The organism is Allobosea sp. Root483D1, assembly GCF_001429505.1.
Classification (GTDB): domain Bacteria; phylum Pseudomonadota; class Alphaproteobacteria; order Rhizobiales; family Beijerinckiaceae; genus Allobosea.
Window position 1 is genome coordinate 460,905 of sequence record NZ_LMJW01000018.1, and the last position, 22,715, is coordinate 483,619.

General features: G+C 67.0%; 27 protein-coding genes and 1 other RNA gene. 20 read left to right on the forward strand and 8 right to left on the reverse strand.

From position 1 onward, the window contains the following. Nucleotides 1-1,465 (forward strand): AsmA-like C-terminal region-containing protein (locus tag ASE66_RS32515; RefSeq protein WP_274532961.1); only part of this gene is annotated, 1,465 nt, incomplete at its 5' end. Nucleotides 1,466-1,564: 99 nt separating this feature from the next. On the opposite strand, the gene ASE66_RS17520 is transcribed toward ASE66_RS32515, so the two are convergent. Continuing rightward, entirely contained in the window at nt 1,565-2,173 is a 609-nt protein-coding gene (locus tag ASE66_RS17520) for a LysE/ArgO family amino acid transporter (RefSeq protein ID WP_057190959.1), read from the reverse strand. A gap of 92 nt (nt 2,174-2,265) precedes the next feature. Between ASE66_RS17520 and ASE66_RS17525 the strand changes: the two genes are divergently transcribed. Next, a complete protein-coding gene (locus ASE66_RS17525) occupies nt 2,266-3,174 on the forward strand; it encodes a LysR family transcriptional regulator ArgP (protein ID WP_057190960.1) in 909 nt (302 codons plus the stop codon). Here ASE66_RS17525 and ASE66_RS17530 read toward each other — a convergent pair. The 6 genes from ASE66_RS17530 to ASE66_RS17550 form a co-directional block, all read right to left on the reverse strand. Beyond that, nucleotides 3,158-3,400 carry a ribbon-helix-helix domain-containing protein gene (locus tag ASE66_RS17530; protein ID WP_057190961.1) on the reverse strand — a complete coding sequence of 81 codons (243 nt, stop codon included), beginning with the start codon at nt 3,398-3,400 and terminating at the stop codon, nt 3,158-3,160. The genes ASE66_RS17525 and ASE66_RS17530 overlap by 17 nt on opposite strands. Before the next feature lie 10 nt (nt 3,401-3,410). Beyond that, entirely contained in the window at nt 3,411-3,611 is a 201-nt protein-coding gene (locus ASE66_RS17535; protein WP_057190962.1) for a DUF4169 family protein, read from the reverse strand. 7 nt (nt 3,612-3,618) lie between these two features. Further along, on the reverse strand, nt 3,619-5,013 hold the full coding sequence (fumC, locus tag ASE66_RS17540) for a class II fumarate hydratase (protein WP_057190963.1): 1,395 nt from the start codon (nt 5,011-5,013) through the stop codon (nt 3,619-3,621). An 18-nt stretch (nt 5,014-5,031) separates the two neighbouring features. Further along, on the reverse strand, nt 5,032-5,658 hold the full coding sequence (locus ASE66_RS17545; RefSeq protein ID WP_057190964.1) for an SspB family protein: 627 nt from the start codon (nt 5,656-5,658) through the stop codon (nt 5,032-5,034). Between the two features lie 162 nt (nt 5,659-5,820). Continuing rightward, nucleotides 5,821-6,206: a transfer-messenger RNA gene (gene ssrA / locus ASE66_RS31430) on the reverse strand. A gap of 92 nt (nt 6,207-6,298) precedes the next feature. Then, the gene (locus ASE66_RS17550) at nt 6,299-6,595 is read right to left on the reverse strand and encodes a PepSY domain-containing protein (protein WP_162262501.1); all 297 of its coding nucleotides are present in this window, start codon (nt 6,593-6,595) and stop codon (nt 6,299-6,301) included. Between the two features lie 284 nt (nt 6,596-6,879). Here ASE66_RS17550 and ASE66_RS17555 point away from each other — a divergent pair, with 284 nt between their 5' ends. From ASE66_RS17555 to ASE66_RS17600, 10 genes are all read left to right on the forward strand, one after another. After that, complete coding sequence (locus ASE66_RS17555; protein ID WP_057190966.1) at nt 6,880-7,674, forward strand: thymidylate synthase; 795 nt, start codon at nt 6,880-6,882, stop codon at nt 7,672-7,674. Then, the gene (locus ASE66_RS17560) at nt 7,671-8,153 is read left to right on the forward strand and encodes a GNAT family N-acetyltransferase (RefSeq protein ID WP_057190967.1); all 483 of its coding nucleotides are present in this window, start codon (nt 7,671-7,673) and stop codon (nt 8,151-8,153) included. The genes ASE66_RS17555 and ASE66_RS17560 overlap by 4 nt, the downstream gene beginning before the upstream one ends. 4 nt (nt 8,154-8,157) lie before the next feature. Further along, nucleotides 8,158-8,685, forward strand: a complete 528-nt coding sequence (locus ASE66_RS17565; RefSeq protein WP_057190968.1) for a dihydrofolate reductase — start codon at nt 8,158-8,160, stop codon at nt 8,683-8,685. A 167-nt stretch (nt 8,686-8,852) separates the two neighbouring features. Further along, on the forward strand, nt 8,853-9,149 hold the full coding sequence (locus ASE66_RS17570) for a type II toxin-antitoxin system RelE/ParE family toxin (RefSeq protein WP_057190969.1): 297 nt from the start codon (nt 8,853-8,855) through the stop codon (nt 9,147-9,149). A gap of 13 nt (nt 9,150-9,162) precedes the next feature. Further along, nucleotides 9,163-9,471 carry a HigA family addiction module antitoxin gene (locus tag ASE66_RS17575; protein WP_057190970.1) on the forward strand — a complete coding sequence of 103 codons (309 nt, stop codon included), beginning with the start codon at nt 9,163-9,165 and terminating at the stop codon, nt 9,469-9,471. Nucleotides 9,472-9,652: 181 nt separating this feature from the next. Then, nucleotides 9,653-10,849: an FtsH protease activity modulator HflK gene (hflK, locus tag ASE66_RS17580; RefSeq protein ID WP_057190971.1), complete on the forward strand. Its 1,197-nt coding sequence runs from the start codon at nt 9,653-9,655 to the stop codon at nt 10,847-10,849. Beyond that, complete coding sequence (gene hflC, locus ASE66_RS17585) at nt 10,846-11,772, forward strand: protease modulator HflC (RefSeq protein WP_057190972.1); 927 nt, start codon at nt 10,846-10,848, stop codon at nt 11,770-11,772. The genes hflK and hflC overlap by 4 nt, the downstream gene beginning before the upstream one ends. A gap of 136 nt (nt 11,773-11,908) precedes the next feature. After that, on the forward strand, nt 11,909-12,094 hold the full coding sequence (locus ASE66_RS17590; protein WP_057190973.1) for a DUF2065 domain-containing protein: 186 nt from the start codon (nt 11,909-11,911) through the stop codon (nt 12,092-12,094). Between the two features lie 156 nt (nt 12,095-12,250). Beyond that, nucleotides 12,251-13,789 (forward strand): Do family serine endopeptidase, encoded by a 1,539-nt coding sequence (locus ASE66_RS17595; RefSeq protein WP_244494967.1) that lies wholly within the window; start codon nt 12,251-12,253, stop codon nt 13,787-13,789. Nucleotides 13,790-13,933: 144 nt separating this feature from the next. Beyond that, nucleotides 13,934-14,275: a DHCW motif cupin fold protein gene (locus ASE66_RS17600; protein WP_057190975.1), complete on the forward strand. Its 342-nt coding sequence runs from the start codon at nt 13,934-13,936 to the stop codon at nt 14,273-14,275. A gap of 3 nt (nt 14,276-14,278) precedes the next feature. On the opposite strand, the gene serB is transcribed toward ASE66_RS17600, so the two are convergent. Further along, the gene (gene serB / locus ASE66_RS17605; RefSeq protein WP_057191125.1) at nt 14,279-15,169 is read right to left on the reverse strand and encodes a phosphoserine phosphatase SerB; all 891 of its coding nucleotides are present in this window, start codon (nt 15,167-15,169) and stop codon (nt 14,279-14,281) included. Here serB and miaA point away from each other — a divergent pair. The 8 genes from miaA to ASE66_RS17645 all read left to right on the forward strand — a co-directional run bounded on the left by miaA (nt 15,137) and on the right by ASE66_RS17645 (nt 22,678). Continuing rightward, nucleotides 15,137-16,108 (forward strand): tRNA (adenosine(37)-N6)-dimethylallyltransferase MiaA, encoded by a 972-nt coding sequence (gene miaA, locus ASE66_RS17610; RefSeq protein ID WP_082613545.1) that lies wholly within the window; start codon nt 15,137-15,139, stop codon nt 16,106-16,108. The genes serB and miaA overlap by 33 nt on opposite strands. A gap of 351 nt (nt 16,109-16,459) precedes the next feature. Beyond that, nucleotides 16,460-18,223: an acetolactate synthase 3 large subunit gene (locus ASE66_RS17615; RefSeq protein ID WP_057190977.1), complete on the forward strand. Its 1,764-nt coding sequence runs from the start codon at nt 16,460-16,462 to the stop codon at nt 18,221-18,223. A 177-nt stretch (nt 18,224-18,400) separates the two neighbouring features. Continuing rightward, nucleotides 18,401-19,108 (forward strand): aspartate/glutamate racemase family protein, encoded by a 708-nt coding sequence (locus ASE66_RS17620; protein ID WP_057190978.1) that lies wholly within the window; start codon nt 18,401-18,403, stop codon nt 19,106-19,108. Further along, complete coding sequence (locus ASE66_RS17625) at nt 19,105-19,818, forward strand: glutathione S-transferase family protein (protein WP_057190979.1); 714 nt, start codon at nt 19,105-19,107, stop codon at nt 19,816-19,818. Before ASE66_RS17620 ends, ASE66_RS17625 begins: the two co-directional genes overlap by 4 nt. Next, entirely contained in the window at nt 19,815-20,351 is a 537-nt protein-coding gene (gene ilvN / locus ASE66_RS17630; RefSeq protein WP_057190980.1) for an acetolactate synthase small subunit, read from the forward strand. The genes ASE66_RS17625 and ilvN overlap by 4 nt, the downstream gene beginning before the upstream one ends. A gap of 20 nt (nt 20,352-20,371) precedes the next feature. Next, a complete protein-coding gene (locus ASE66_RS17635; protein WP_057190981.1) occupies nt 20,372-21,640 on the forward strand; it encodes an FAD-dependent oxidoreductase in 1,269 nt (422 codons plus the stop codon). Next, nucleotides 21,637-21,855 carry a hypothetical protein gene (locus ASE66_RS17640; RefSeq protein ID WP_057190982.1) on the forward strand — a complete coding sequence of 73 codons (219 nt, stop codon included), beginning with the start codon at nt 21,637-21,639 and terminating at the stop codon, nt 21,853-21,855. The genes ASE66_RS17635 and ASE66_RS17640 overlap by 4 nt, the downstream gene beginning before the upstream one ends. Nucleotides 21,856-21,931: 76 nt before the next feature. After that, entirely contained in the window at nt 21,932-22,678 is a 747-nt protein-coding gene (locus ASE66_RS17645; RefSeq protein WP_057190983.1) for a helix-turn-helix domain-containing protein, read from the forward strand. Nucleotides 22,679-22,715: the final 37 nt, after the last annotated feature.

A 22,715-nucleotide genomic window follows, 5' to 3' on the forward strand; every position in this document is an offset into this window, starting at 1 on the left:
GGCGCAGCCCGTCACGGGCAGCCAATGGTCGCCGAGCCGCTTCCAGGCGGCGACGGGGCTCGGCGAGGTCAGGCTCGCCCTCGGCGCTGAGCGGCTGGAACTGACCGACAAGATCGCCTTGACCAAGGCACGGCTCGACCTGGCGGCGGGGCCGGACGGGCTCGTCCTCGACAATCTCCGCGGCAGCCATGCCGGGGGCGAGGTCAGCGGGCGGCTTTCGGCCCGTCGCGAAGGCGGGCTGGCGCAGATCACCGGCAAGCTCGGCCTCGCCGGGCTCGACCTTGCCGCACTGACGCAAGGGGCGCTGACAGGGAAGCTCTCCGGCAGTTTCGAGGCCGGCGGCTCCGGCGAGAGCCCGGCGCGCCTGATCGCGGCGCTCGGCGGCGCCGGCTCGATCAGCGTCTCGGGCGCCGGCATGGCGCGTTTCGATCCCTCCGCGATCTCCAAGGTGATCGCCGCGACGGGCGAGGATGCTTCCGAGAGCGAAACGGACCGTCTGCAGGACCGGATCGGCGCGGCTCTTGAGAAGGCAAGCTGGCCGCTTGGCGATGTCACCATTCCCTTCACCCAGGCGGCCGGCGTGCTGCGCGTCTCGCCCGTCTCGGTCGAGCGTGCGGGCCTGCGGGCCGATGCGACCGGGCTGGTCGACTGGCGGGCGATGACGACCGATCTGCGCCTGAATCTTCGCCCGCTCGGCGCTGCGCCGAAGGGCTGGCCGGAGCAAATTCCGCAGGTCGGCGTCGCCTGGCGCGGGCCGCTCGATGCGCCGAAGCGTGAGACCGATGTCGGGGCGCTCTCCAATGTGGTGGCGGCGCGGGCGCTGGCGCGCGAGATCGAACGGGTCGAGGCTTTCGAGGCGGACCAGCGCGAGCGGGCGATGAACGTTCGACGCCTGCGGGCCGAGCGCGAGCTGCGCGAGAACGAGCGCAAGCTCGCCGAATTCCTGAAGGCCGAGGAGGAGCGCCGCATCGCCGAGGAAAAGCGGGCGGAAGAGGCACGCAAAGCCGAGGAGGCCAGGCTAGCCGAAGAGGCTCGCAAGGCGGAGGCAGCACGCAAGGCCGAAGAGGCCCGGCTCGTCGAAGAAGCCCGCAAGGCCGAGATCGCACGACGAGCGGAGGAGGCCAGGCAAGTCGAGGAGGCACGCAGGACAGAGATCGCCCGCAGGCTGGAAGAGGCGCGCGTCACCGAGGAGGCGCGCAAGCTCGAGATCGCCAGGCGGCAGGAGGAAGCGCGCAAAGTCGAGGACGAGCGGCGCAGGGCCGAAGCCGAGGAACGGGCCAGGCAGGCGGCGATCCGGGCCGCGATCGAAGGACGGCCCGGGCCGATGATCCTGCAGGGAGCGCCGCCCTCCTATATTCCGGGCGATCCCTATGTCAGGCCGCGCGGCGAAGCCCCGCCGCTGCCACCGCCGCTCGACATCCAGCCGGTGCCGCGGCCGCTGTCGCGCTCGCCCCTGCAAAACTGATTCAAGCGGCTGGCATACTGATTCAAGCGCATGCGGCGCCGATTCAATTTTCTTTCATAAACCGTTGAAATAGCGATATTTTCTCCCGCAGCAAGTCGATCAGCTGCCCCGGAGCAGCTTGAAGGCAATCGCCCACATCGTGGCGGCGACGATGCCATCGAGGATCCGCCAGGATCTTGGATTGGCGAAGAGCGGGCGCAGCCAGCGGGCGCCGTAGCCGAGCCCGAAAAAGAACAGGAACGACGCGGTCATGGCGCCGGCGGCGAAGACTAGTTCCTGCCCGGGAAACTGGCTGGCGATGCTGCCGATCAGCAGCACCGTGTCGAGATAAACATGCGGGTTGAGCCAGGTCAGCGCAGCGCAGGTGACGAGGCTGGCCGAGAGGCTCGCGCCGCCGCTGGCCCCGACCGCCAGAGCCTCGGATGAGCGCAGGGCCGAGAGCAGGCTGCGCGCGCCGTACCAGATCAGGAAGGCGGCGCCGCCATAGCGCATGGCGGGTTCGAGCAGGGGCAGCATCGCCGTCGCCTGCCGCAGGCCGACGACGCCGGCCAGGATCAGGACCGCATCTGAAAGTGCGCAGGTGAGACAGACCGCGAAGACGTGCTCGTTCCGCAGGCCCTGCCGCAGTACGAAGCTGTTCTGGGCGCCGATGGCGACGATCAGGCTGAGGCCCATGGTCAGGCCGGTGACATAGACGGAGAAAGGCATGAGCGACGGTCCTGTTTCGTCGCCCTGCCTAGGCGCTGGGTTCGATTTAGTGTAGTTAAACATCATTAGTCTGATTAAGCTGAGCTAATGCAATGCTCGATTATCCCGCTCTGCGGGCCGTCTCGCTCGTGGTCAGGACCGGCAGCTTCGACAAGGCGGCGCAGGCACTGAACGTCACGCCCTCGGCGGTCTCGCAGCGGGTCAAGCAGCTCGAGGAGCGGCTGGGGACGGTGCTGATCATCCGGGGGCAGCCCTGCACAGCGACCGAGCGGGGCGAATGGCTCTGTCGCCATATCGAGCAGGTCGGCCTGCTCGAAGGCGAACTGATGACGCGGCTGCCGGCCCTGGCCGAGCCGGACCTGCCGCAGCAGCGCGTCACCCTGCGGATCGCCACCAATGCCGACAGCCTCGGAACCTGGTTCCTCGGAGCCGTCGCAGCTTTCACGAAGCGCAGCCCGCATCTCCTCGACATTGCCGTCGACGATCAGGAGCATACGGCGGATTGGCTGCGGCAGGGGCGGGTGCTCGCTGCCGTCACCGCGCTGGAGAAGCCGATCCAGGGTTGTCGCGTGATCACGCTCGGCTCGCTGCGTTATCTTGCGACGGCGAGCCCGCAATTCATGATGCGCCATTTCGCGCAAGGTGTGACGCTATCCGCGCTGGCGCAGGCGCCCTCACTGGTCTTCAACCAGAAGGATCGATTGCAGAGCCAGTGGATGGAAGCTGCCTTCGGTGAAAGCCCCGGCCATCCCGTGCATTGGGTGCCGTCGACGCAAGGCTTCGTCGAGGCGAGCCTGCTCGGCATCGGCTGGTGCGCCAATCCCGAACTGCTGGTGAGGGACCATATCGCCGCCGGGCGGCTGCGCGAGCTCATGCCCGGCACGGCGCTGGACATACCGCTGTTCTGGCAGGTCAACCGGATTGCGGCCGAGCGGCTGACGGATCTGACGCGCGCGGTCGTGGAGACGGCGCGACGCCTGCTCGTCAATCCACTGGGGTGAGCCGAGCGGTATCGGCACGCCCGCGATAATGCGCAAGCACCCGCAGCCGCAGCGCCGAGGAGAGGTTGAGCTCGCCGCGGCCGGAATCGACCTCCATAACCAGACTGGCGACGGGCCGCTTCTCGGCGGCCGCGATCTCCTTCAGCGCCTCCCAGAACGGCTCTTCGAGCGAGACGCTGGTGCGGTGGCCGGCGATGGCGAGGGAGCGCTTGCGCAGGCCGCTCATGTCTTGCCGCTCACGCCTTGTCCTTGCCGTCGGGCTCGTCGGAAAGGCGATGGCCTTCGAGGCGGCGTTCCGCCTGCGCCTTCTCCGCCTCGGTCAGTTTGCGCTCGGCCTTGGTCCGGCCGAACTCGATCCGGTTCTGCGCGGCCTGCGCTTCGGCGCTCGCCCGGTCGCGGGCCTTGCGGGCGCGGCGGAGATTGACGATCTCGGCCATGGCCCCCTCAACCCGGGCTGAGCATGTCTTCGGCGACGACGGTCTTGTCGAACAGCGCCGCGTCGACGCCAGCCTTGAGGGCTTCCTCGCGCAGGGTCGTGCCGTTGTGATGGGCTGCCTTGGCGATGCTGGCGGCCTTGTCGTAGCCGATCGCCGGAGCAAGCGCCGTCACCAGCATCAGAGAGCGCGAGAGCAGTTCGGCGAGGCGCTCGCGATTGGGCTCGATGCCCTCGACGCAATTGCTGCGGAAGCTGTCGGCCGCGTCTGCAAGGAGGCGAGCTGATTGCAGGAACGCCTGCGCGATCACCGGCTTGAAGACGTTGAGCTCGAAATGGCCCTGGCTGGCGGCGAAGGAGACGGTCGCCTGGTTGCCGTGCACGCGGGTCGCGACCATGGTCAGCGCCTCGGCCTGGGTCGGGTTGACCTTGCCGGGCATGATCGAGGATCCCGGCTCGTTCTCCGGCAGGCTGATCTCGCCGAGGCCCGAGCGCGGGCCGGAGCCCATCAGGCGGATGTCGTTGGCGATCTTGAACAGGTCCATGGCCAGCGCGGTCAGCGCACCATGGCTGTAGGAAATCGCGCCATGGCTGGCGAGCGCCTCGAACAGGTTGTCGGCGGTGCGGAAGGGCAGGCCGGTCAGCCTGGCGACCTCGGCCGAGAAGGCCTTGGCGAAATCGGGATGGGCGTTGAGGCCGGTGCCGACCGCGGTGCCCCCCTGGGCGAGCGCCAGCAGGCCGGGCAGGGTCTGCTCGATTCGGGCGATGCCGAGCTCGATCTGCGCGACATAGCCGGAGAATTCCTGGCCGAGCGTGACCGGGGTCGCGTCCTGGAGATGGGTGCGGCCGATCTTGACAAGGTCGGCGAAGGCGTCCGCCTTGGCGGCGAAAGCATCCTTCAGCCGGCCGAGAGCGGGCAGGAGGTCGTTCGAGACGGCGAGCGCGGCGGCGATGTGGATCGCGGTCGGGAAGCTGTCGTTGGAGGACTGGCCCTTGTTGACGTGATCATTGGCGTGGACCGGGCTCTTCTTGCCGAGGCCTGCGCCCAAGATCTCGTTGGCGCGGTTGGCCAGCACCTCATTGGCGTTCATGTTCGACTGGGTGCCTGAGCCGGTCTGCCAGACGACGAGCGGGAAATGCTCGTCGAACTTGCCGGAAAGCGCCTCGTCGGCCGCCTGGACGATCGCCTTCTCGACGGTGGCGTCGAGCAGGCCGAGCTTGGCATTGACGGTGGCGGCGGCCTTCTTGACCATGACCAGCGCGTGCACCAGCGACAGCGGCATGCGCTCGGCCGGCCCGCCGATCTTGAAGTTCTGCAGCGAGCGTTGCGTCTGCGCTGCCCAATAACGGTCGGCGGCGACGTCGATCGGACCGAAGGAATCGGTCTCGCTGCGGAATCCGGTCATGATGGGAGTCCTTGGGTCTCAGGTCTTCTTGCGGAAGGCGTCGAGGCTGACGACCTGGGCGCCGCCTTCTTCCTCGGCCCCAGCCGATTTCTGCTCGACGGCTAGGTCGGGCTTGCCGGCTTCGTCCGTTTTTTCGGCGGCTTTCGACTTGGCGGCCGGCAGCGACTTCACAGACGCCTTGGCGGGCAATGCCAGCGGCACAGCTGGTACGACACCAGGCTCCGACGCCGCGCCACGCGGGCCCTTCGCCGGCACGGGCGGTTCGCCCGCCGCGGCTTCGCCGGCTGCGTCCTGCGTCTCGAACTTCAGGCCGAACTGGACCGACGGATCGAAGAAGGTGGTGATCGCGTCATAAGGGATCAGCAGCCGCTCCGGCACGCCGGAGAAGGAGAGGCCGACCTCGAAGGCGTGGTCGCTGACGTTCAGGTCCCAGAACTGGTGCTGGAGCACGATCGTCATCTCGTCCGGGTGCTTCTCGCGCAGGCGCTGCGAGAGCCGCACGCCCGGAGCGGTCGTCCGGAAGGTGATGTAGAAATGATGCTCGCCCGGGAGTCCGTCGCGGCCCGCCTCGGACAGGATCTTGCGGACGACGCCCTTGAGCGCGTCCTGCACCATCAGGTCGTAGCGGAGAATATCCTTGGTCATCGCGTCCGGGTTCCGTTTCCGCTCCTCTAGATCACGTCATGATCGGAGGGAAGCTCCCCGAAACGAAAAACGTGACCAATTCCATTAGTTTAGATCGCCTCTCATGCAAAAGAGACTGGGCGCTTCCGCTGCTGGCCCGCGTCGGCGCAGCTGCACAAAAAAAGTGGAGGCTTCTGTTGCCAGGCGCCTCCGAGCCCCGCCTTACGCGGCTAAACGCAAGGGCTTTGGTTTGGGAACCAGCACCGCTTACGCGGCGACAGCAACCCGAGCATTGTTGTCGTTGGCAACTATGCTTTTGGCCCGATAACGGCGGAACCATGCCGAGCAAAAGAACGACCTTTACACCCTCGTCGATCCTATTTCGCCCCCGCCGCAGCCCTGCAGCCTGACGGCTGCAAGTCCCTGCCGCTCGCGCCGCAGGGCTGTGGTGGAGGCGCCGGGTACCGCCCCCGGGTCCGAAAGGCTTATTCCGACGTCCGTTTATCGCCATAGCCGACCTTGCGGACGGCAAGCGGAATATAGGGACTGAGTGCGCGCGGGGAAAGAGAGCAGAACGCCGTCCCGGCTAATTTCTGCGGAGGCGGCGCAGAAACCACAGGGAGAGCCCCGCAGCCTGCGCCGTTTCCGAACAAGATTGCGATCAGGGCGCTGCCGCGCCGCCGATCACCGAGCCGTCATAGGCATTGAGATCGAGGGTCACCTCAAGGCCGCCCTGGGCGCGTCCGGCGATCTCCCAACGCCAGTCGGAGAGGGCGATCTCCTCGATGTGGACGAGGCCGTGGCGGAAGGCGATCGAGCGCGCCTGCGCTTCCGTGATCTTCGGCGCGGTGGCGGCTGCCGGATTTTGAGGCTTGGCTTCAGCCGAGGCCGATGCCGAAGCGTGCCCTGCCAGGCCCACTGCCAGAAGCAGTGCGGCCAGCATGGATAGTCTGCTCATAATACGATCCTCATCAGCCGGGCGTTTGATGGAGCATCGGATCATTCCGGAAACCGGAAGCCACCTTGGTCCGATGCTTCAAGCGCAGGCCCGAAGCGCCCCTTCTGTTCATCACGCATTCAGATTGGGGCGATCTTTCGGCATTGCAATATCCGAGGCGATCACGATTTCTTTCGATGTCGCGAGGGCTGCGTGAAAAGCGGTTGAGAGCTGCGGCGCGCGAGGAGCGCGCCGGTGCGGATAGCGCTATTGTCGCGGGCTTTTCAGATTCGAATTCGGGTTCAATGCACCAGTATCACGCCCTTCTGCAGCGCGTCCTCGACGAAGGCGTCCGCAAGGACGACCGGACCGGCACCGGCACGCTCGCTCTGTTCGGCCACCAGATGCGCTTCGACCTGTCGGAAGGCTTTCCGCTGGTCACGACCAAGAAGCTGCACCTGAAGTCGATCATCCACGAGCTGATCTGGTTCCTGCGCGGCGACACCAATGTCCGCTATCTCCAGGAGAACGGCGTCACCATCTGGGACGAATGGGCGGACGCGAACGGCGATCTCGGCCCGGTCTATGGCCGTCAATGGCGCTCCTGGCCGGCCCCCGACGGCAGCACGATCGACCAGATCGCCTGGCTGGTCGACGAGATCCGCCGCAATCCCGATTCGCGCCGGCTGATCGTCTCGGCCTGGAACCCGGCCGATATCCCGAAAATGGCGCTGGCGCCGTGCCATTGCCTGTTCCAATTCTTCGTGGTCGACGGAAGACTGTCCTGCCAGCTCTACCAGCGCTCGGCCGATGTCTTCCTCGGCGTGCCCTTCAATATCGCGAGCTACGCATTGCTGACCCAGATGGTCGCGCAGGTGACCGGCTTGCGCGTCGGCGATTTCGTCCATTCCTTCGGCGATACGCATCTCTACCTCAACCATCTCGACCAGACGCGCGAGCAGCTTTCGCGTGCGCCGAGGGCGCTGCCGACGCTGAGGCTCAATCAGGCGGTGCGGCGGCTCGAGGACTTCCGCTTCGAGGACGTCGTGATCGAGGGCTACGACCCGCACCCGGCGATCAAGGCGCCGATCGCGGTATGACGCTCTCCATCCGTCCCGTCCGGCCCGACGAAGCGGGGTTGGTGCTCAGTTTCGTGCGCGAGCTCGCCGAATACGAGCAGCTGCTGCACGAGGTCGAGGCCAGCGAGGCCGATATGGCGGCCGCCCTGTTCGGGCAGGAGCCGAAGGTGTTCTGCGATATCGCCGAATGGGACGGCGCTCCCGCCGGCTTCGCGATCTGGTTCTACACCTATTCGACCTTCACCGGTCGGCACGGCATCTGGCTCGAGGACCTCTATGTCCGGCCCGAGCAGCGTGGCCGCGGCATCGGCAAGGCCCTGATGGCGCGCCTCGCCAAGCGCTGTGTCGACGAGGGCCTGTCGCGCTTCGCCTGGTGGGTTCTGAACTGGAACGAGCCCTCGCGGGTGTTCTACCGTTCGATCGGCGCGGTGGCGCAGAGCGAGTGGACGGTGAAGCGGATCGACGGGGCGGCGCTGCAAAAGCTCGCCGCCGGAGGCTGAGCGGGTGACGAAGCTCCCCATCGTCCTGATCGCGGCGATCGCCGACAATGGCGTGATCGGTCGCGACAACCAGCTGATCTGGCGGCTGCGGACCGATCTGCGCCGCTTCCGCGAATTGACCATGGGCTGCCCGATCATCATGGGCCGCAAGACCTTCCTCTCGATCGGGAAGCCGCTGCCGGGACGGCAGACCGTGGTGCTGTCGCGCGATCCGACCTTCCAGCTGGAGGGCGTCCATGTCGTGCCGGCGCTCGATCAGGCGCTGGAGACCGCGCAACGGCTCGGCGGAGCGATGGGCGCGCGCGCCGTCATCGTCGCTGGCGGCGGCGAGGTCTATGCGCAGGCGCTGCCCTTCGCGGACCGGCTGGAGCTGACCTTCGTGCACGCCCGGCCGGAGGGCGATGCGGTTTTCCCGGCCTGGGATCGTTCGGCCTTCCGCGAGAGCGTCCGCAGCGAGCATCCGGCTGGCCCCGAAGACGAATTTTCCTTTGCGTTCGCGACTTTCGAGCGGCAGAGCCAAGCGGCTATTTGACGCTATTAGGCTCATCCGGAGCAAGACCGCGGGTTTCGATGGCAAGGCTTTCCGGACAATGCAGCGCCCTTTTCGATGCGCTGAGCCCTCGGCGCCGGTCTCGCCCGGTCCATTTCTTGCCGATTGAGCCATGGAGTGGTACATAGATACTGCCTTGGAGCGGCGGAATGATCATAGGCTTTCGCGATCAGTGGCTGCGGGCCTTTTTCGTGGAGGATGTCCATTCCCGAAACATTCCGTCCGAGCTCGAGGCTCGCTTGTTTCGGAAACTCCAGATGATCGACGACGCTGTTACGGATCAGGATTTGCGTGTGCCGCCCAGCAATCATTTCGAGAAGCTGCGCGGCAGTCTGGCCGGTTTCCATTCGATCCGCGTCAACCAGCAATGGCGGTTGATCTTCCGGTGGGATGGCGAACGCGGCGAGGCGGATGGTATCTACCTGGACGATCACAGTTACCGATGAGAGCGAGGCGACGATGCTGACGACCAAGCGCAAGCCGGCGAGCGTCGGGGAAATCCTCACGGAGGAATTCATGCAGCCGATGGGCCTGACCCAGAGCGCGCTCGCCGAGGCAATGGGCGTCCAGCGCAAGCACGTCAACGAGCTCTGTGGCGACCGCAGGACCGTGACGGCGGCAACTGCGCTGATTTTGGCGCGGGTGTTCGGCAACAGCCCGGATTTCTGGCTGAACCTGCAGCGGCGCAGCGACCTCTGGGCGGTGATGAACACGCCCGAACAGCGCGAGCGGGTCGAGCGCGCGCGCCCCTTGCGGAATGCCGCCTGAGTAGGCTGCTTGAGCTGTCGGATCGAGAACTGCGACGAACGGCCTACGACTAAAGGGGCTTGCGTCGTTGACGAATCCGTGGCCGATGCCCAATTCAACGCCCATTGCGCCACATGGCGCTGACAGCGATCTGCCGTTCAGCTATGCACGGTCGAAGCAAAGAGTGAGGAACGGCTGAGGCATGCCTTGGAGTAACCAGAGCGGCGGTAGTGGTGGCAGCGGCGGCGGTGGTGGCCCCTGGGGCCAGCGTGGCGGCGGCGGCAATGGCGGCGGCCCCTGGGGGGGCGGCGGTCCTTCCGGCGGCAACACCCCGCCCGATCTCGAGGAGATCATCCGGCGCGGCCAGGACCGGCTCAAGAATTTCATGCCGGGCGGCAATCTCGGCGGGCGCGGGCTCCTGCTCGTCGGCCTCGGTCTGGTGCTGCTCTGGCTCGCCACCGGCGTCTACACGGTGCGGCCCAACGAGGTCGGCCTCAACCTGATCTTCGGAAAATATGTCGGCAAGACCGCGCAGGGCCTGAACTACAACCTGCCTTATCCGATCGGCAGCGTGGTCAAGCCGCAGGTGACCAACGTCATCACCACCGAGGTCGGCTTCCGCACCGTCGAATCGGCGCGCACCTCGCGCCAGACCGATGTCGCCGAGGAAAGCCTGATGCTGACCGGCGACGAGAACATCGTCGACATCGACGTGATCGTGCAGTGGCAGATCGATCCGGGCGCGCCCGAGGCCTTCGTTTTCAACATCCAGGATCCGCCGGGCACGGTGAAGGCGGTGGCCGAAAGCGCTGTGCGCGAGGTCATCGGCCGGCGCAACATCCAGCCGGTGCTGACCACCGATCGCGCCGCGATCGAGACCGAAGTGCGCCAGCTGATGCAGGACACGCTGAACAGCTACCGCGCCGGCGTGCTGATCCGGCTGGTGCAGTTGCAGAAGGTCGACCCGCCGCAGCAGGTCATCGACGCCTTCCGCGACGTCCAGGCGGCGCGCGCCGACCAGGAGCGCCTGCGCAACCAGGCCGAGACCTACGCCAACCAGGTCGTGCCCGAATCGCGCGGCCGTGCGGCGCAGCTGCTGCAGTCCGCCGAGGCCTTCAAGGACCAGACGGTCAACGAGGCGCTCGGCCAGATCAGCCGCTTCAACTCGGTCTATGAGCAATACAAGAACGCGCCCGCCGTCACCCGCGAGCGCCTCTTCCTCGAAACCATGGAGCGCGTCTTCGGCGGCATGGACAAGGTGATTCTCGATCAGAACGGCTCCGGCAACGGCGTCGTGCCGTATCTGCCGCTCGGTGAGCTCGGCCAGCATCAGCAGCGCCGGCCAGCCGGCCAGAACCAGGGCCAGGCCCAGGCCCAGCAGCAGGGAACGACCCGATGAGCGGCTTCCTTCGCGTCGGCGCCCTGGCCGTCATCGCCATCGTCGCGGTTGTCTTCTACGCCGCGACCTTCGTCGTCCAGCAGACCCAGTCGGCGATCGTGCTGCGCTTCGGCGCGGTGCGCAGCGTCGTCACCGAGCCGGGGCTCTATTTCAAGCTGCCGGCTCCGTTCGAGCAGGTCACCTATCTCGACAACCGTATCCTCGACCTCGACCTGCCGGCGCAGGAGATCATCGCCTCCGACCAGAAGCGGCTGGTGGTCGATGCCTTCACGCGCTACCGGATCTCCGATCCGCTGCGCTTCTACCAGGCGGTCAACAACATCCCGCGCGCCAATTCGCAGCTCGCCTCGATCGTCAACGGCCAGGTCCGCTCGGTTCTCGCCGAGGCGACGTTCACGTCGATGGTGCGTAACGATCGCTCGCGGCTGATGAACCGCATCCGCGACGACGTGAACCGCGAGGCCGCTCGTTTCGGCATGACCGTGGTCGACGTCCGGTTGCGCCGTGTCGACCTGCCGCAGGCGAACTCGCAGGCGGTGTTCCAGCGCATGCAGACCGAGCGCCAGCGCGAGGCGGCGGAAGCACGCGCGCTGGGCGGCCAGCAGTCGCAGGAGATCCGGGCACGGGCCGAGCGCGACGCGATCATCATCGTCGCCGAGGCGCAGCGGAAGTCGGACGAGACCCGCGGCCAGGGCGAGGGCGAGCGTAACCGCATCTTCGCCGAGGGCTTCGGCAAGGATCCGGAGTTCTTCGCCTTCTACCGTTCGATGCAGGCTTATGAAGCGAGCCTGAAGGCCGGCGACACACGCATGTTGCTGACGCCGGATTCGCCGTTCTTCCGCTTCTTCAACGACCCGTCCGGCAAACGTGCCGGCGCGGCCAGCGATGCGGCCCCGGCGACGCCGGCAGCACCCAAGCCCTGATCCTAGAGCAGGATGCGAAAAAGTGGGAACCGGTTTTTCGCAGAAATCCTGCTCTAAATCCCTAGAATCGATCACGTTTTATGATTTTGGATCGCTTCGATCCAAAATCACCGTGATCTAGGACCGAGCGCTGCGCATGACAGATTTCCTCGCGGCGCTCGGCCTGGTCTTCGCCATCGAGGGACTGCTCTTCGCGTCAATTCCCGAGATCGCCAAGGAGGCGCTGCGAAGCGCCTCCGAGACGCCCGCGGAGCGGATGCGCCTGATTGGCATCGTCTCGGCGGTCGTCGGCGTCGGCCTGGTCTGGCTGGCCAGGAGCTGACCGGACCTTTTCGAACGATCACGGCATTATGACGCAATCTTGCGTCGCCCTTACGCCTCATTTTGACGTTCTTAAGTTGCGTTCGGATTCCGGCTGCGCTGCAATGACGTCAAGGCCGACAACTTGGCGCGACATCTCATGATCATGAGGACATCGATGGCACTCACACATTCCCATGCCTACCGTCTGGCGCGGGTCGCGACTGTCGCCGGCATGGCCTTCGCGACGGTGCCCGCCTTCGGTCAGGCGACGCCGGCACCTGGCAACGTCCAGGCCACGCCGCAGGCCCATGGCACCACCATCTCGCTGGCCGATCTCGCCGAGCGGGTGATGCCGGCAGTGGTCAACATCGCGGCAGTGACGACCAGCGAGACGCGCGGCCGCAACCTGCCGCAGCTGCCGCAGCTCGGCCCCGACACGCCGTTCGGCGACCTGTTCGAGGAATTCTTCAATCGCCGTGGCCAGGGCCAGCAGGGCCAGCAGGGTCAGAACCAGCCGCCGCAGCCGCGCCGCTCGCAATCGGCCGGCTCGGGCTTCGTGGTCGACCCGTCGGGCCTGGTGGTGACCAACAACCATGTCATCGGCGACGCCAACGAGATCACCGTGGTGTTCAGCGACGGCCTGCGCCTCAAGGCCGAGGTCGTCGGCAAGGACACCAAGGTCGACCTAGCGCTGCTGCGCGTGAAGCACGACAAGCCGCTGCCCTTCGTGAAGTTCGGCGATTCCGACAAGATGCGGATCGGTGATCCCGTCATGGCGATCGGCAACCCGTTCGGCCTCGGCGGCTCGGTCTCGTCGGGCATCGTCTCGGCCCGCAACCGCGACATCAACCAGGGCCCCTACGACACCTATATCCAGACCGACGCGGCCATCAACAAGGGCAATTCCGGCGGCCCGCTGTTCAACATGGCCGGCGAGGTGATCGGCATCAACACAGCGATCCTGTCGCCGACCGGCGGCTCGGTCGGCATCGGCTTCGCCGTGCCATCGTCGCTCGCGACCAACATCGTCGATCAGCTGCGCGAGTTCGGCGAGACCCGCCGCGGCTGGCTCGGCGTGCGCATCCAGAACGTCGATGACGCCGCTGCCGAGGCGCTCGGCCTCGGCACCGCACGCGGCGCGCTGATCGCCGGCATCGACGAGAAGGGCCCGGCCAAGCCGGCCGGCCTCGAGATCGGCGACGTGATCGTCAAGTTCGACGGCAAGGACGTGAAGGATTCGCGCGAGCTGCCGCGCATCGTCGCCGGCACACCGGTCGGCAAGGACGTTCCGATCCAGGTGATGCGCAAGGGCAAGGAGCTCGCCAAGACGGTCAAGCTCGCCCGGCTCGAGGACGGCGAGAAGGTCCAGCAGGCTTCGGCCAACAAGCCGGCGGTCGAGGCCGCCAAGCCCGCGACCGCTTCGGCGCTCGGCCTCGAATTCTCGGCCCAGAGCGAGGAGCTGCGCAAGCGCTACTCGATCAAGGACGGGCTGAAGGGCGTGATCATCACCAAGGTCGACAGCAACTCCAACGCCGCCGACAAGCGCATCCTGGTCGGCGAGCTGGTGGTCGAGGTCGGCCAGGAGCCGGTGAATTCGCCTGATGACGTCACCAAGCGGCTCGACGCCCTGAAGAAGGAGGGCAAGAAGTCGGCCCTGCTGCTCGTCTCGAACGCCCAGGGCGAGGTCCGCTTCGTCGCGGTGACGATGAACTGACCTCGTCAGCCTGGTCCAAGCACGATCAAAGGCGGCCTGCGGGCCGCCTTTTTTCTTGGGCGATGGCAGTGATCAGCATTTTGCATTGGCCGCGCGCTGGCGGCTCCGGCAGGTTTGCCGGAACACGCGTCAGAGAGGCCGCCAATGCGCATGAGCGAGATCCCCTTCGGCACGACCGACTGGTCGACAGTCGAGCCTGAACACTTCGCTGGAGATCAGGGGCAAGCGACCTGGCGCACGCGGCGCTTCGGGCCGGCGGACAATCCGATCCGCGTCAGGATGGTCGAGTATTCGCCGGGCTATGTCTCGGACCATTGGTGCGAGAAGGGGCATATCCTGCTCTGCCTCGAGGGCGAGCTCGAGACGACGTTGGCCGATGGCCGGGTCATGCTGCTTCGCGCCGGGATGAGCTATCAGGTCGCCGATCATGCCGAGCCGCACCGCTCGCGCGCGCCGAAGGGCGCGCGGCTGTTCATCGTCGACTGAGTTTCAGCCCCTGACGATCTCGTCGCCGCGATAGCCCTGGGCGTAGAGCAGCGCGGTGAGATCGGCATGGTCGAGGCGCGCATCGGCCGCGGCCGCGACCGCCGGCTTGGCGCGATAGGCGACGCCGAGCCCGGCCTCGCCCAGCATGGCGAGATCGTTGGCGCCGTCGCCGACAGCGAGCGTCGCCTCGTTCGGCAGGCCGAAGCGGGCGCGCAATTCGATCAGCGCGTCGAGCTTGGCCTGCTTGCCGAGGATCGGCTCGGCAACCAGCCCCGAAAGCAGTGCCCCCTCGCTGAGCAGGATGTTGGAGCGGTGCTCGTCGAAGCCGATCGTCTGGCTGATCGGGCCGGTGAAGACGGTGAACCCGCCCGAGACCAGCGCCGTATAGCCGCCATGGGCGCGCATGGTGCGGACCAGAGCGCTGCCGCCGGGTGTCAGCGTGATGCTCTTGGCGATGATCTCGTTGACGACGCCGAGCGCGATGCCCTTGAGCAAGCCGACGCGCTCGCGCAGCGCCGGCTCGAATTCGAGCTCACCGCGCATGGCCCGCTCCGTGATGCCGGAGACCTTGTCCTTCAGGCCGACATAGGCGGCGAGCTCGTCGATGCACTCCTGGCCGATCATGGTGGAATCCATGTCGGCGAGGAACAGGCGCTTGCGGCGGGTGGCGGCGGGCTGGACGATGATGTCGACCGGAGTGCCGCCCAGCGCCTCGCGCAGTGTCGCTTCGAGCTTGCGCGCATCGCCGGCTTCCGCGAAGAGGTCGGCCGCGATCTCGCCATCGAGGCGTTCGGTTCGCGCAGGGGCGGGCGAGGCAGCGCGCAGGCGGGCGAGCAGGCCATCGTCGAGCAGGGCCTGACCATGGGCGGAGACGAAGGTGGCGACGAGCGTCATGAGGGAGCCGGGCAACAGGTGAGATACAGCGCGGTGCTCATCGCAGGTCCGACCGCGAGCGGCAAGTCGGCGCTGGCGGTCGAACTCGCCCGCCGTTTCGGCGGCGTCGTGGTCAATGCCGACTCGATGCAGGTCTATCGCGACCTCCAGGTCATCACGGCGCGGCCGACGCCGGCGGAGATGGGCGAGGTGCCGCATCGGCTCTACGGCCACATCGACGGCGCGGTGAACCATTCCGCCGCGGCCTATGCGACCGAGGTCACGGCGCTCTTGCAGGAACTGGCGGGGCAGGGCGCCTTGCCGGTGCTGGTCGGCGGCACCGGGCTCTACTTCAAGGCGTTGACCGAGGGGCTTTCGGAGATCCCGCCGGTGCCCGAGGAGGTTCGCATCGCCTTCCGGGCTCGGGCGGAGCAGCGCGAAACCGGCGAATTGCACGCAGAGCTCGCCGACAGAGATCCGGAGATGGCGGCGCGCCTGCGGCCGAGCGATCGCCTGCGGGTGATGCGGGCGCTGGAGGTGTTCGAGGCGACCGGGCGCTCGCTGGCGAGCTTCCAGGGTTCGAGGCGGCCGGGGCCATTGGCGGGGCAAAGCCTGCTCAAGCTCTTCCTGGCGCCGGAGCGGGAGCTGGTGCGTGCCCGGATCGATCAGCGCTTCGATGCGATGATGGCGCAGGGGGCTCTCGACGAGGTCGCGACCATGCGTGAGCGCCGGCTCGATCCGCTGCTGCCGGTGATGCGCGCCCATGGCGTGCCGGGGCTGATCGCCTATCTCGACGGGCAGCTTCCGTTGGACGAGGCAGTGGCGCGCGGCAAGGCCGACACCCGGGCCTATGCGAAGCGGCAGGTGACCTGGTTCCGTCACCAGATGGAAGGCTGGGCAGCGGCGGCGCCGGAGACGGCGCTGGATGTCGCGCTCGCGGCTTGCAGCGCGACGGACTGAGCCATTCCTTTGACACGGGGGCTGTTCTTGCCTGCAGGCGCGGGAGCCCTCCCCACAAGGGGGGAGAGGACAGGCCGCGGCTCCGTGGATGAGCATGTGCAGCCTTCTTGCGATCGTCCTGTGCCGGCTCTAATCCCGCTTGACCATGCGGCGCTGCTCGTTTAGCGTTCGGCAACTTTCGTTCCAACAGGGCTGCGACATGCGCAAGCTTATTATCGTACAGGTGCGCTGGTAGGGGCCGGTTTAACAACCGGGCGTCCCCGACGCCAGCGCACGCCCAGGCCCCTCCGAGGGCCTTTTTTATTGCCTTTTTCCGACCGAACCTGACCAAGACCTCCGCAGGAGACCGTTATGAGCGAGATGATGACCGGCGCCGAGATGGTCGTTCGCGCCCTCCAGGACCAGGGCGTGGAGCATCTCTTCGGCTATCCCGGCGGCGCCGTACTGCCGATCTACGACGCGATCTTCCAGCAGGACAAGGTCAAGCACGTGCTCGTCCGCCATGAGCAGGGCGCGGTCCATGCCGCCGAGGGCTATGCCCGCTCGGCGCCGGGCAAGGTCGGCTGCGTCCTCGTCACCTCCGGCCCCGGCGCGACCAACGCGGTCACCGGCCTGACCGATGCGCTGCTGGATTCTATCCCGCTCGTCGTCATCACCGGCCAGGTCCCGACCCATCTGATCGGCTCGGACGCCTTCCAGGAATGCGACACGGTCGGCATCACCCGCTCGTGCACCAAGCACAACTATCTGGTGAAGAGCATCGCCGACCTGCCGCGCGTCCTGCACGAGGCCTTCTTCGTCGCGGCTAATGGCCGGCCCGGCCCGGTCGTCATCGACGTTCCCAAGGACATCCAGTTCGCCACCGGCGCCTATAGTCGCCCGCGCGACAACCAGCACAAGACCTATCGGCCGGTGGTCAAGGGCGACCTCAACAAGATCAAGGCCGCGGTCGAGCTGATCGCCAAGGCGAAGAAGCCGGTGTTCTACACCGGCGGCGGCGTCATCAATGCCGGCCCGCACGCCTCGGCGCTGCTGCGCGAGCTGGCGCGGCTGACCGGCTATCCGGTGACCTCGACCCTGATGGGACTGGGCGCCTTCCCGGCGGCCGACCGGCAGTGGCTCGGCATGCTCGGCATGCACGGCACCTACGAGGCAAACCTCGCCATGCATGACTGCGACGTCATGATCAATATCGGCGCGCGCTTCGACGACCGGATCACCGGCCGGCTCGATGCCTTCTCGCCGCACTCGAAGAAGATCCACATCGACATCGACCCGTCCTCGATCAACAAGAACGTCAAGGTCGACATCGGCATCATCGGCGACTGCGCCCATGTGCTCGAGGACATGGTCCGGATCTGGCGCGAAACGTCGCCGCAGATCGACAAGACCGCGCTCACCGCCTGGTGGACGCAGATCGATGGCTGGCGGGCGAGGAACAGCCTCGGCTACAAGCAGTCCGGCTTGGTGATCAAGCCGCAATACGCGCTCGAACGGCTCTATGAGCTGACCAAGGACCGCAACACCTACTTCACCACCGAAGTTGGACAGCACCAGATGTGGGCGGCGCAGTATCTGCGCTTCCAGGAGCCGAACCGCTGGATGACCTCCGGCGGGCTCGGCACCATGGGCTACGGCCTGCCGGCGGCGATCGGCGTGCAGATGAAGCATCCGGGCGCGCTCGTCATCGACGTCGCCGGCGAGGCCTCGATCCTGATGAACATGCAGGAGATGTCGACGGCGGTGCAGTACCGGCTGCCGGTCAAGATCTTCATCCTCAACAACGAGTACATGGGCATGGTGCGCCAGTGGCAGGAGCTTCTGCATGGCGGGCGCTATTCGGAGAGCTACTCGGCGTCGCTGCCGGACTTCGTCAAGCTGGCGGAGGCCTATGGCGGCCATGGCATCCGCTGTTCCGACCCGGCCGATCTCGACCGCGCCATCATGGAGATGATCGAGACGCCCGGCCCGGTGATCTTCGACTGCCTGGTGGCGAAGGAAGAGAACTGCTTCCCGATGATCCCATCGGGCAAGGCGCATAACGAGATGATCCTGCCGGACTTCGAGGGCGATACCGGCGAGATCATCGACGCCAAGGGCAAGCAGCTCGTTTGATCGGGCAGCGTCATGCTCGGGCCTGACCCGAGCATTTCAAGCGGAGTGAGGCGCCAGCCGGTGCCTTCTCGTCAGGAGATTCTCGGGTCTGCGCGGAGTTTATCCTTGGGCCGACCGAAAGTCGGACCCGAGGGCTTCGCCCGAGAATGACGGCATCGGCACAGCATGGGGGACCACATGGCGACCATCGGCCTGATCGGCGGAATGAGCTGGGAATCGACGGCAGTCTATTACCGGCTGCTCAACGAGGGCGTGCGGGCGCGCCAGGGCGGGCTGCACTCGGCCGATGTCCTGCTGCACTCGGTCGACTTCTCGGCGATCGCCGAGATGCAGGCGAAGGGCGACTGGGACCGTGCGGGGGCGGCGATGGCGGCGAGCGCGCGCCGGCTCGAGCAGGGCGGCGCAGTCTGCATCGTGCTGGCCACCAACACCATGCACAAGCTCGCCGACCACATCACGCAGGCGACGAACCTGCCTTTCCTCCATCTCGCCGACGTCACCGCCAAGGCGATCCGCAAGACGACTGCGCGCCGGCCCCTGCTGCTGGCGACGCGCTTCACCATGGAGCAGCGTTTCTATCGCGACCGGCTCGGCGCCTTCGGCGTCGAGGCGCTGGTGCCGAACGAGGCGGAGCGGACCGACGTCCATCGCATCATCTATGAGGAGCTCTGCCGCGGGCAGGTGCTGCCGGCCTCGAAGGCGCGCTATCGCGAGATGGTCGCGCGGGCGGCACTGGAGGAGGGGGCCGACGGCGTCATCCTCGGCTGCACCGAGATCGGGCTGCTGGTTTCGCAGGCCGATTTCGATATCCCCACCTTCGACACCACGGCGCTGCATGTCGAGGCGGCGCTCGACTTCACGCTGGCAATGGAGCAGGCGGCATGAAGCTCGTCATCGCCAACAAGACCCACTCGTCCTGGTCGCTGCGGCCGTGGCTCGTCCTCAAGGAATTCGGCATTCCGTTCGAGGAGGTGCTGGTGCCGTTCGGGCCGACCTTCGACGATCCGGAGTGGAAGCGCACCGTTGCCGAGTACACGCCGGCGCGTAAGGTTCCGTCGCTGGTCGACGGACCGATCGCTGTCTGGGATTCGATCGCCATCATCGAATACCTCGCCGAGACGCATCCGGAGCTGCCGATCTGGCCGCGTGACAAGGCGGCGCGGGCCATGGCGCGCTCGATCTCGGCCGAGATGCATTCGGGTTTCGTGGCGCTACGCAGCGCCTGTCCGATGAACCTCGCCTGGGTCCACCCGGCGCGCGATCGCGGCGAGGCGGTCGCGGCCGATATCGCCCGTGTCACCGAGATCTGGCGCGATGCAAGGCAGCGCTTCGGCGCCGGCGGCCCGTTCCTGTTCGGGGAGTTCAGCGCGGCCGACGCGATGTTCGCGCCGGTGGCCAGTCGTTTCACCACCTATTCGGTCGCGCTCGATCCTGTCAGCGCCGCCTATGTCGAAACCCTACAGGGCACTGCCGGCTTCCAGGCCTGGCGCGAGGCCGCGCTGGCCGAGCCCTGGATCGTATCCGAGGACGAGGTCGACGAACCGGTCCTGACCGATTTCCGCCCGCATATCAGCCGCAGCAAGGCCCAGCGATGAACACGACGCATTATCCGAGCGCCCCGACCGCCCAGCCGATCGCCCGCCACACCCTGGCGGTGATCGTCGACAACGAGCCGGGCGTTCTCGCTCGCATCGCCGGCCTGTTCTCCGGCCGCGGCTACAACATCGAGAGCCTCACCGTCTCCGAGACCGAGCATGAGAAGCACCTCTCGCGCATCACCGTCGTCACCTCCGGCACGGCGAACGTGATCGACCAGATCAAGGCGCATCTCGACCGGCTGGTGCCGGTCCATCGCGTCGTCGACCTGACCCTTCAAGGCGAGGCGATCGAGCGCGAGCTCTGCCTGGTCAAGGTCGTCGGCAAGGGCGACTACCGTGTCGAGGCGATGCGGCTCGCCGCATCCTTCGGCGCGCGCACGCTCGATGCGACGCTGACTTCCTTCGTCTTCGAACTCACCGGCACAACCGAGGAGATCGAGCGCTTCATCAAGCTGATGACCGTGGTCGGCCTGACCGAGGTCTCGCGCACCGGCATCGCGGCGATGAGCCGCGGCGCGGAGGCGATGTGACCCGGTAAGCTGGTTGCGGCATGAGTCGCAGCCTCGCCATCATCGGGTGCGGAACCGCCGGGCTGGCGGCCGCGCTGCTGCTCGAACGGGCCGGCCACAAGGTCACGCTGGTCGAGCGCTTCGGCGAACCGCAACCGCTCGGCTCCGGCTTGATCTTGCAGCCGAGCGGGCTCGCGGTCCTCGATGCACTCGGACTTGCCGCCCCCTTGATCGCCGCTGGCAGCCGGATCGACCGGCTGTTCGGGCTGAACGCTGATACGGGCTCCGTTGTCCTCGATGTGCGCTATGCCGCGCTGGAGCGCGAGCGCTTCGGCGTCGGCATCCATCGCGCGGCGCTGTTCGAGGCGCTGTTCGCGGCAGTGCAGAAGCGGCCGGTCGCGATCGAGACCGGGATCGAGGTCGGCGATGTCGAGACGGATAGTGGCGGAAAGGTCTGGCTGATCACGGCGAGCGATCGCCGCGTCGGCCCGTTCGATCTCGCGGTCGATGCGTCGGGCACGCGATCGCCGCTGCTGGGCCATGCCGCTGCCCCCGCAGCACGCGTGCCGCTGAGCTATGGCGCGCTCTGGGCCAATGTCCCGCTCGGCGGGGCCGGATTCGACCGCCATGCGCTGGAACAACGCTATCGCCGCGCCAGCGTGATGGTCGGCGTGCTGCCGATCGGTCGCCATGCCGGGGAGAGCGAGCCGCAGGCGGCCCTGTTCTGGAGCCTGAAGGCTGATGCGCTCGACGCCTGGCGCAACGCCGGGTTGGCAGCCTGGAAAGCCGAGGTCGAACGCGCCTGGCCGGCGACTGCGCCGCTGCTCGCGGAGATCGTCGATCCCGAGCAGCTGACCTTCGCGAGCTATCGCCACCAGACGCTGCCGCAACCTTTCGGCCGGCGGCTCGCCTTCATCGGCGATGCGGCCCATTCGACCAGCCCGCAACTGGGGCAGGGGGCGAACATGGCCCTGCTCGACGCGTATGCGCTGGCCGTGGCGCTCGATCAGGCCGCTGATCTCGATGGCGCGCTACGCCGCTATGCCCAACTGCGCCGCTGGCATGTCCGGCTCTATCAGGCGGCGAGCCGGATGTTCACGCCGTTCTACCAGTCGGACAGTGCCGTGCTGCCGTTGATCCGCGACCGGGTGGTCCCGCCATTGGCGCGGTTGCCTGGCATCGACCGGATGCTGGCGCTCCTGGTTTCCGGGCTGATCGGCGATCCGCTGCGAAGGCTGGGGTTGAAGGCGCCCGCGATTGCTGGTGAAAGCGATCGTCCGGCGCTGGCCGGGGAGGGGGCAGAGCGGTGACGATCGGACTGAATGAAATCTCGCTCGGCCTCGGCGCCATCGGCTTCGCCTGCTTTGCCTGGCCGATCTACCGGCGCCTGTCGGGGAAGACCGAGGCCGAGCCGCTTGGCTCGGGCAAGAGCCTGCGCTCGCCGCTGTGGTGGGCTGGTTTCGTGCTGACGGTGGCGGCGATCTTCCTGCAGCGGATCGCGGCGCAGCAGATGGCGGGTGGCTGAGCCGCGGCAGCGCGCTTGATTGCCGGCGGCGATTGACGGCAAATGCGCTGCGTAATCCCTTGCGAGCGAGCAGGCGATGTCGATCCATCTCGAAATCCGCAGCTATCGCGGCGGCGACCGTCACCGCCACGACTATAGCCAGATCCTGCTGCCAATGCAGGGCGCGATGCGGCTCGATGTCGAGGGGCATTGCAGCGTCGTGTCGAGCCAGTGCGTCGCGATCATCCCGCGCGATCACGAGCATGATTTCGTGCCGACGCCGGATTGCAGCATGCTCATCCTCGATGTCGAAGCCGGGGCCTTCGCCGGCGAGGCGGAGCCGGCCCTGCTCCGCGATACCGCGCCGTCGCTGACACGGGTCGAGCCCTGGTTGTGGCGGATGTTCCGCCAGCTCGGCGCCGAGGTCGAAGCCGGCGCCTGCCGGGCTGATGATGCCGCCCACCTGGCGCTGGCGGGGCTGCAACTGGTCGCACCACGCGCGATGCCCCGGCCCGTGCCGCACTCGGAACGTCGCGTCATCGCTATAGCCCGCGAGGGTGGAGCGGGGAGCGTCGCCGAGATGGCGAGGGCAGCCGGCCTCGGCCAGAGCCGGTTCCATGCGTTGTTCCGGGCGACGACGGGGCAGTCGCCCAAGCAATCACAGCTGGCCCGGCTGTTCGACGAGGCGGCCGAGCAATTGGCCACGACGGCGCTGTCGGTTTCCGAGATCGCCTATGCCCTCGGCTACCAGAACGCCTCGTCCTTCAACCGGCAGTTCAAGCGACGTTTCGGCCTGACGCCGTCCGAGTTCCGCGCCGCGGGCCGGAGTGGCCTGGGCCGATAAGCGCAGCTTCGGTCAAGTCGTTCGGAGCTTTGCCTCA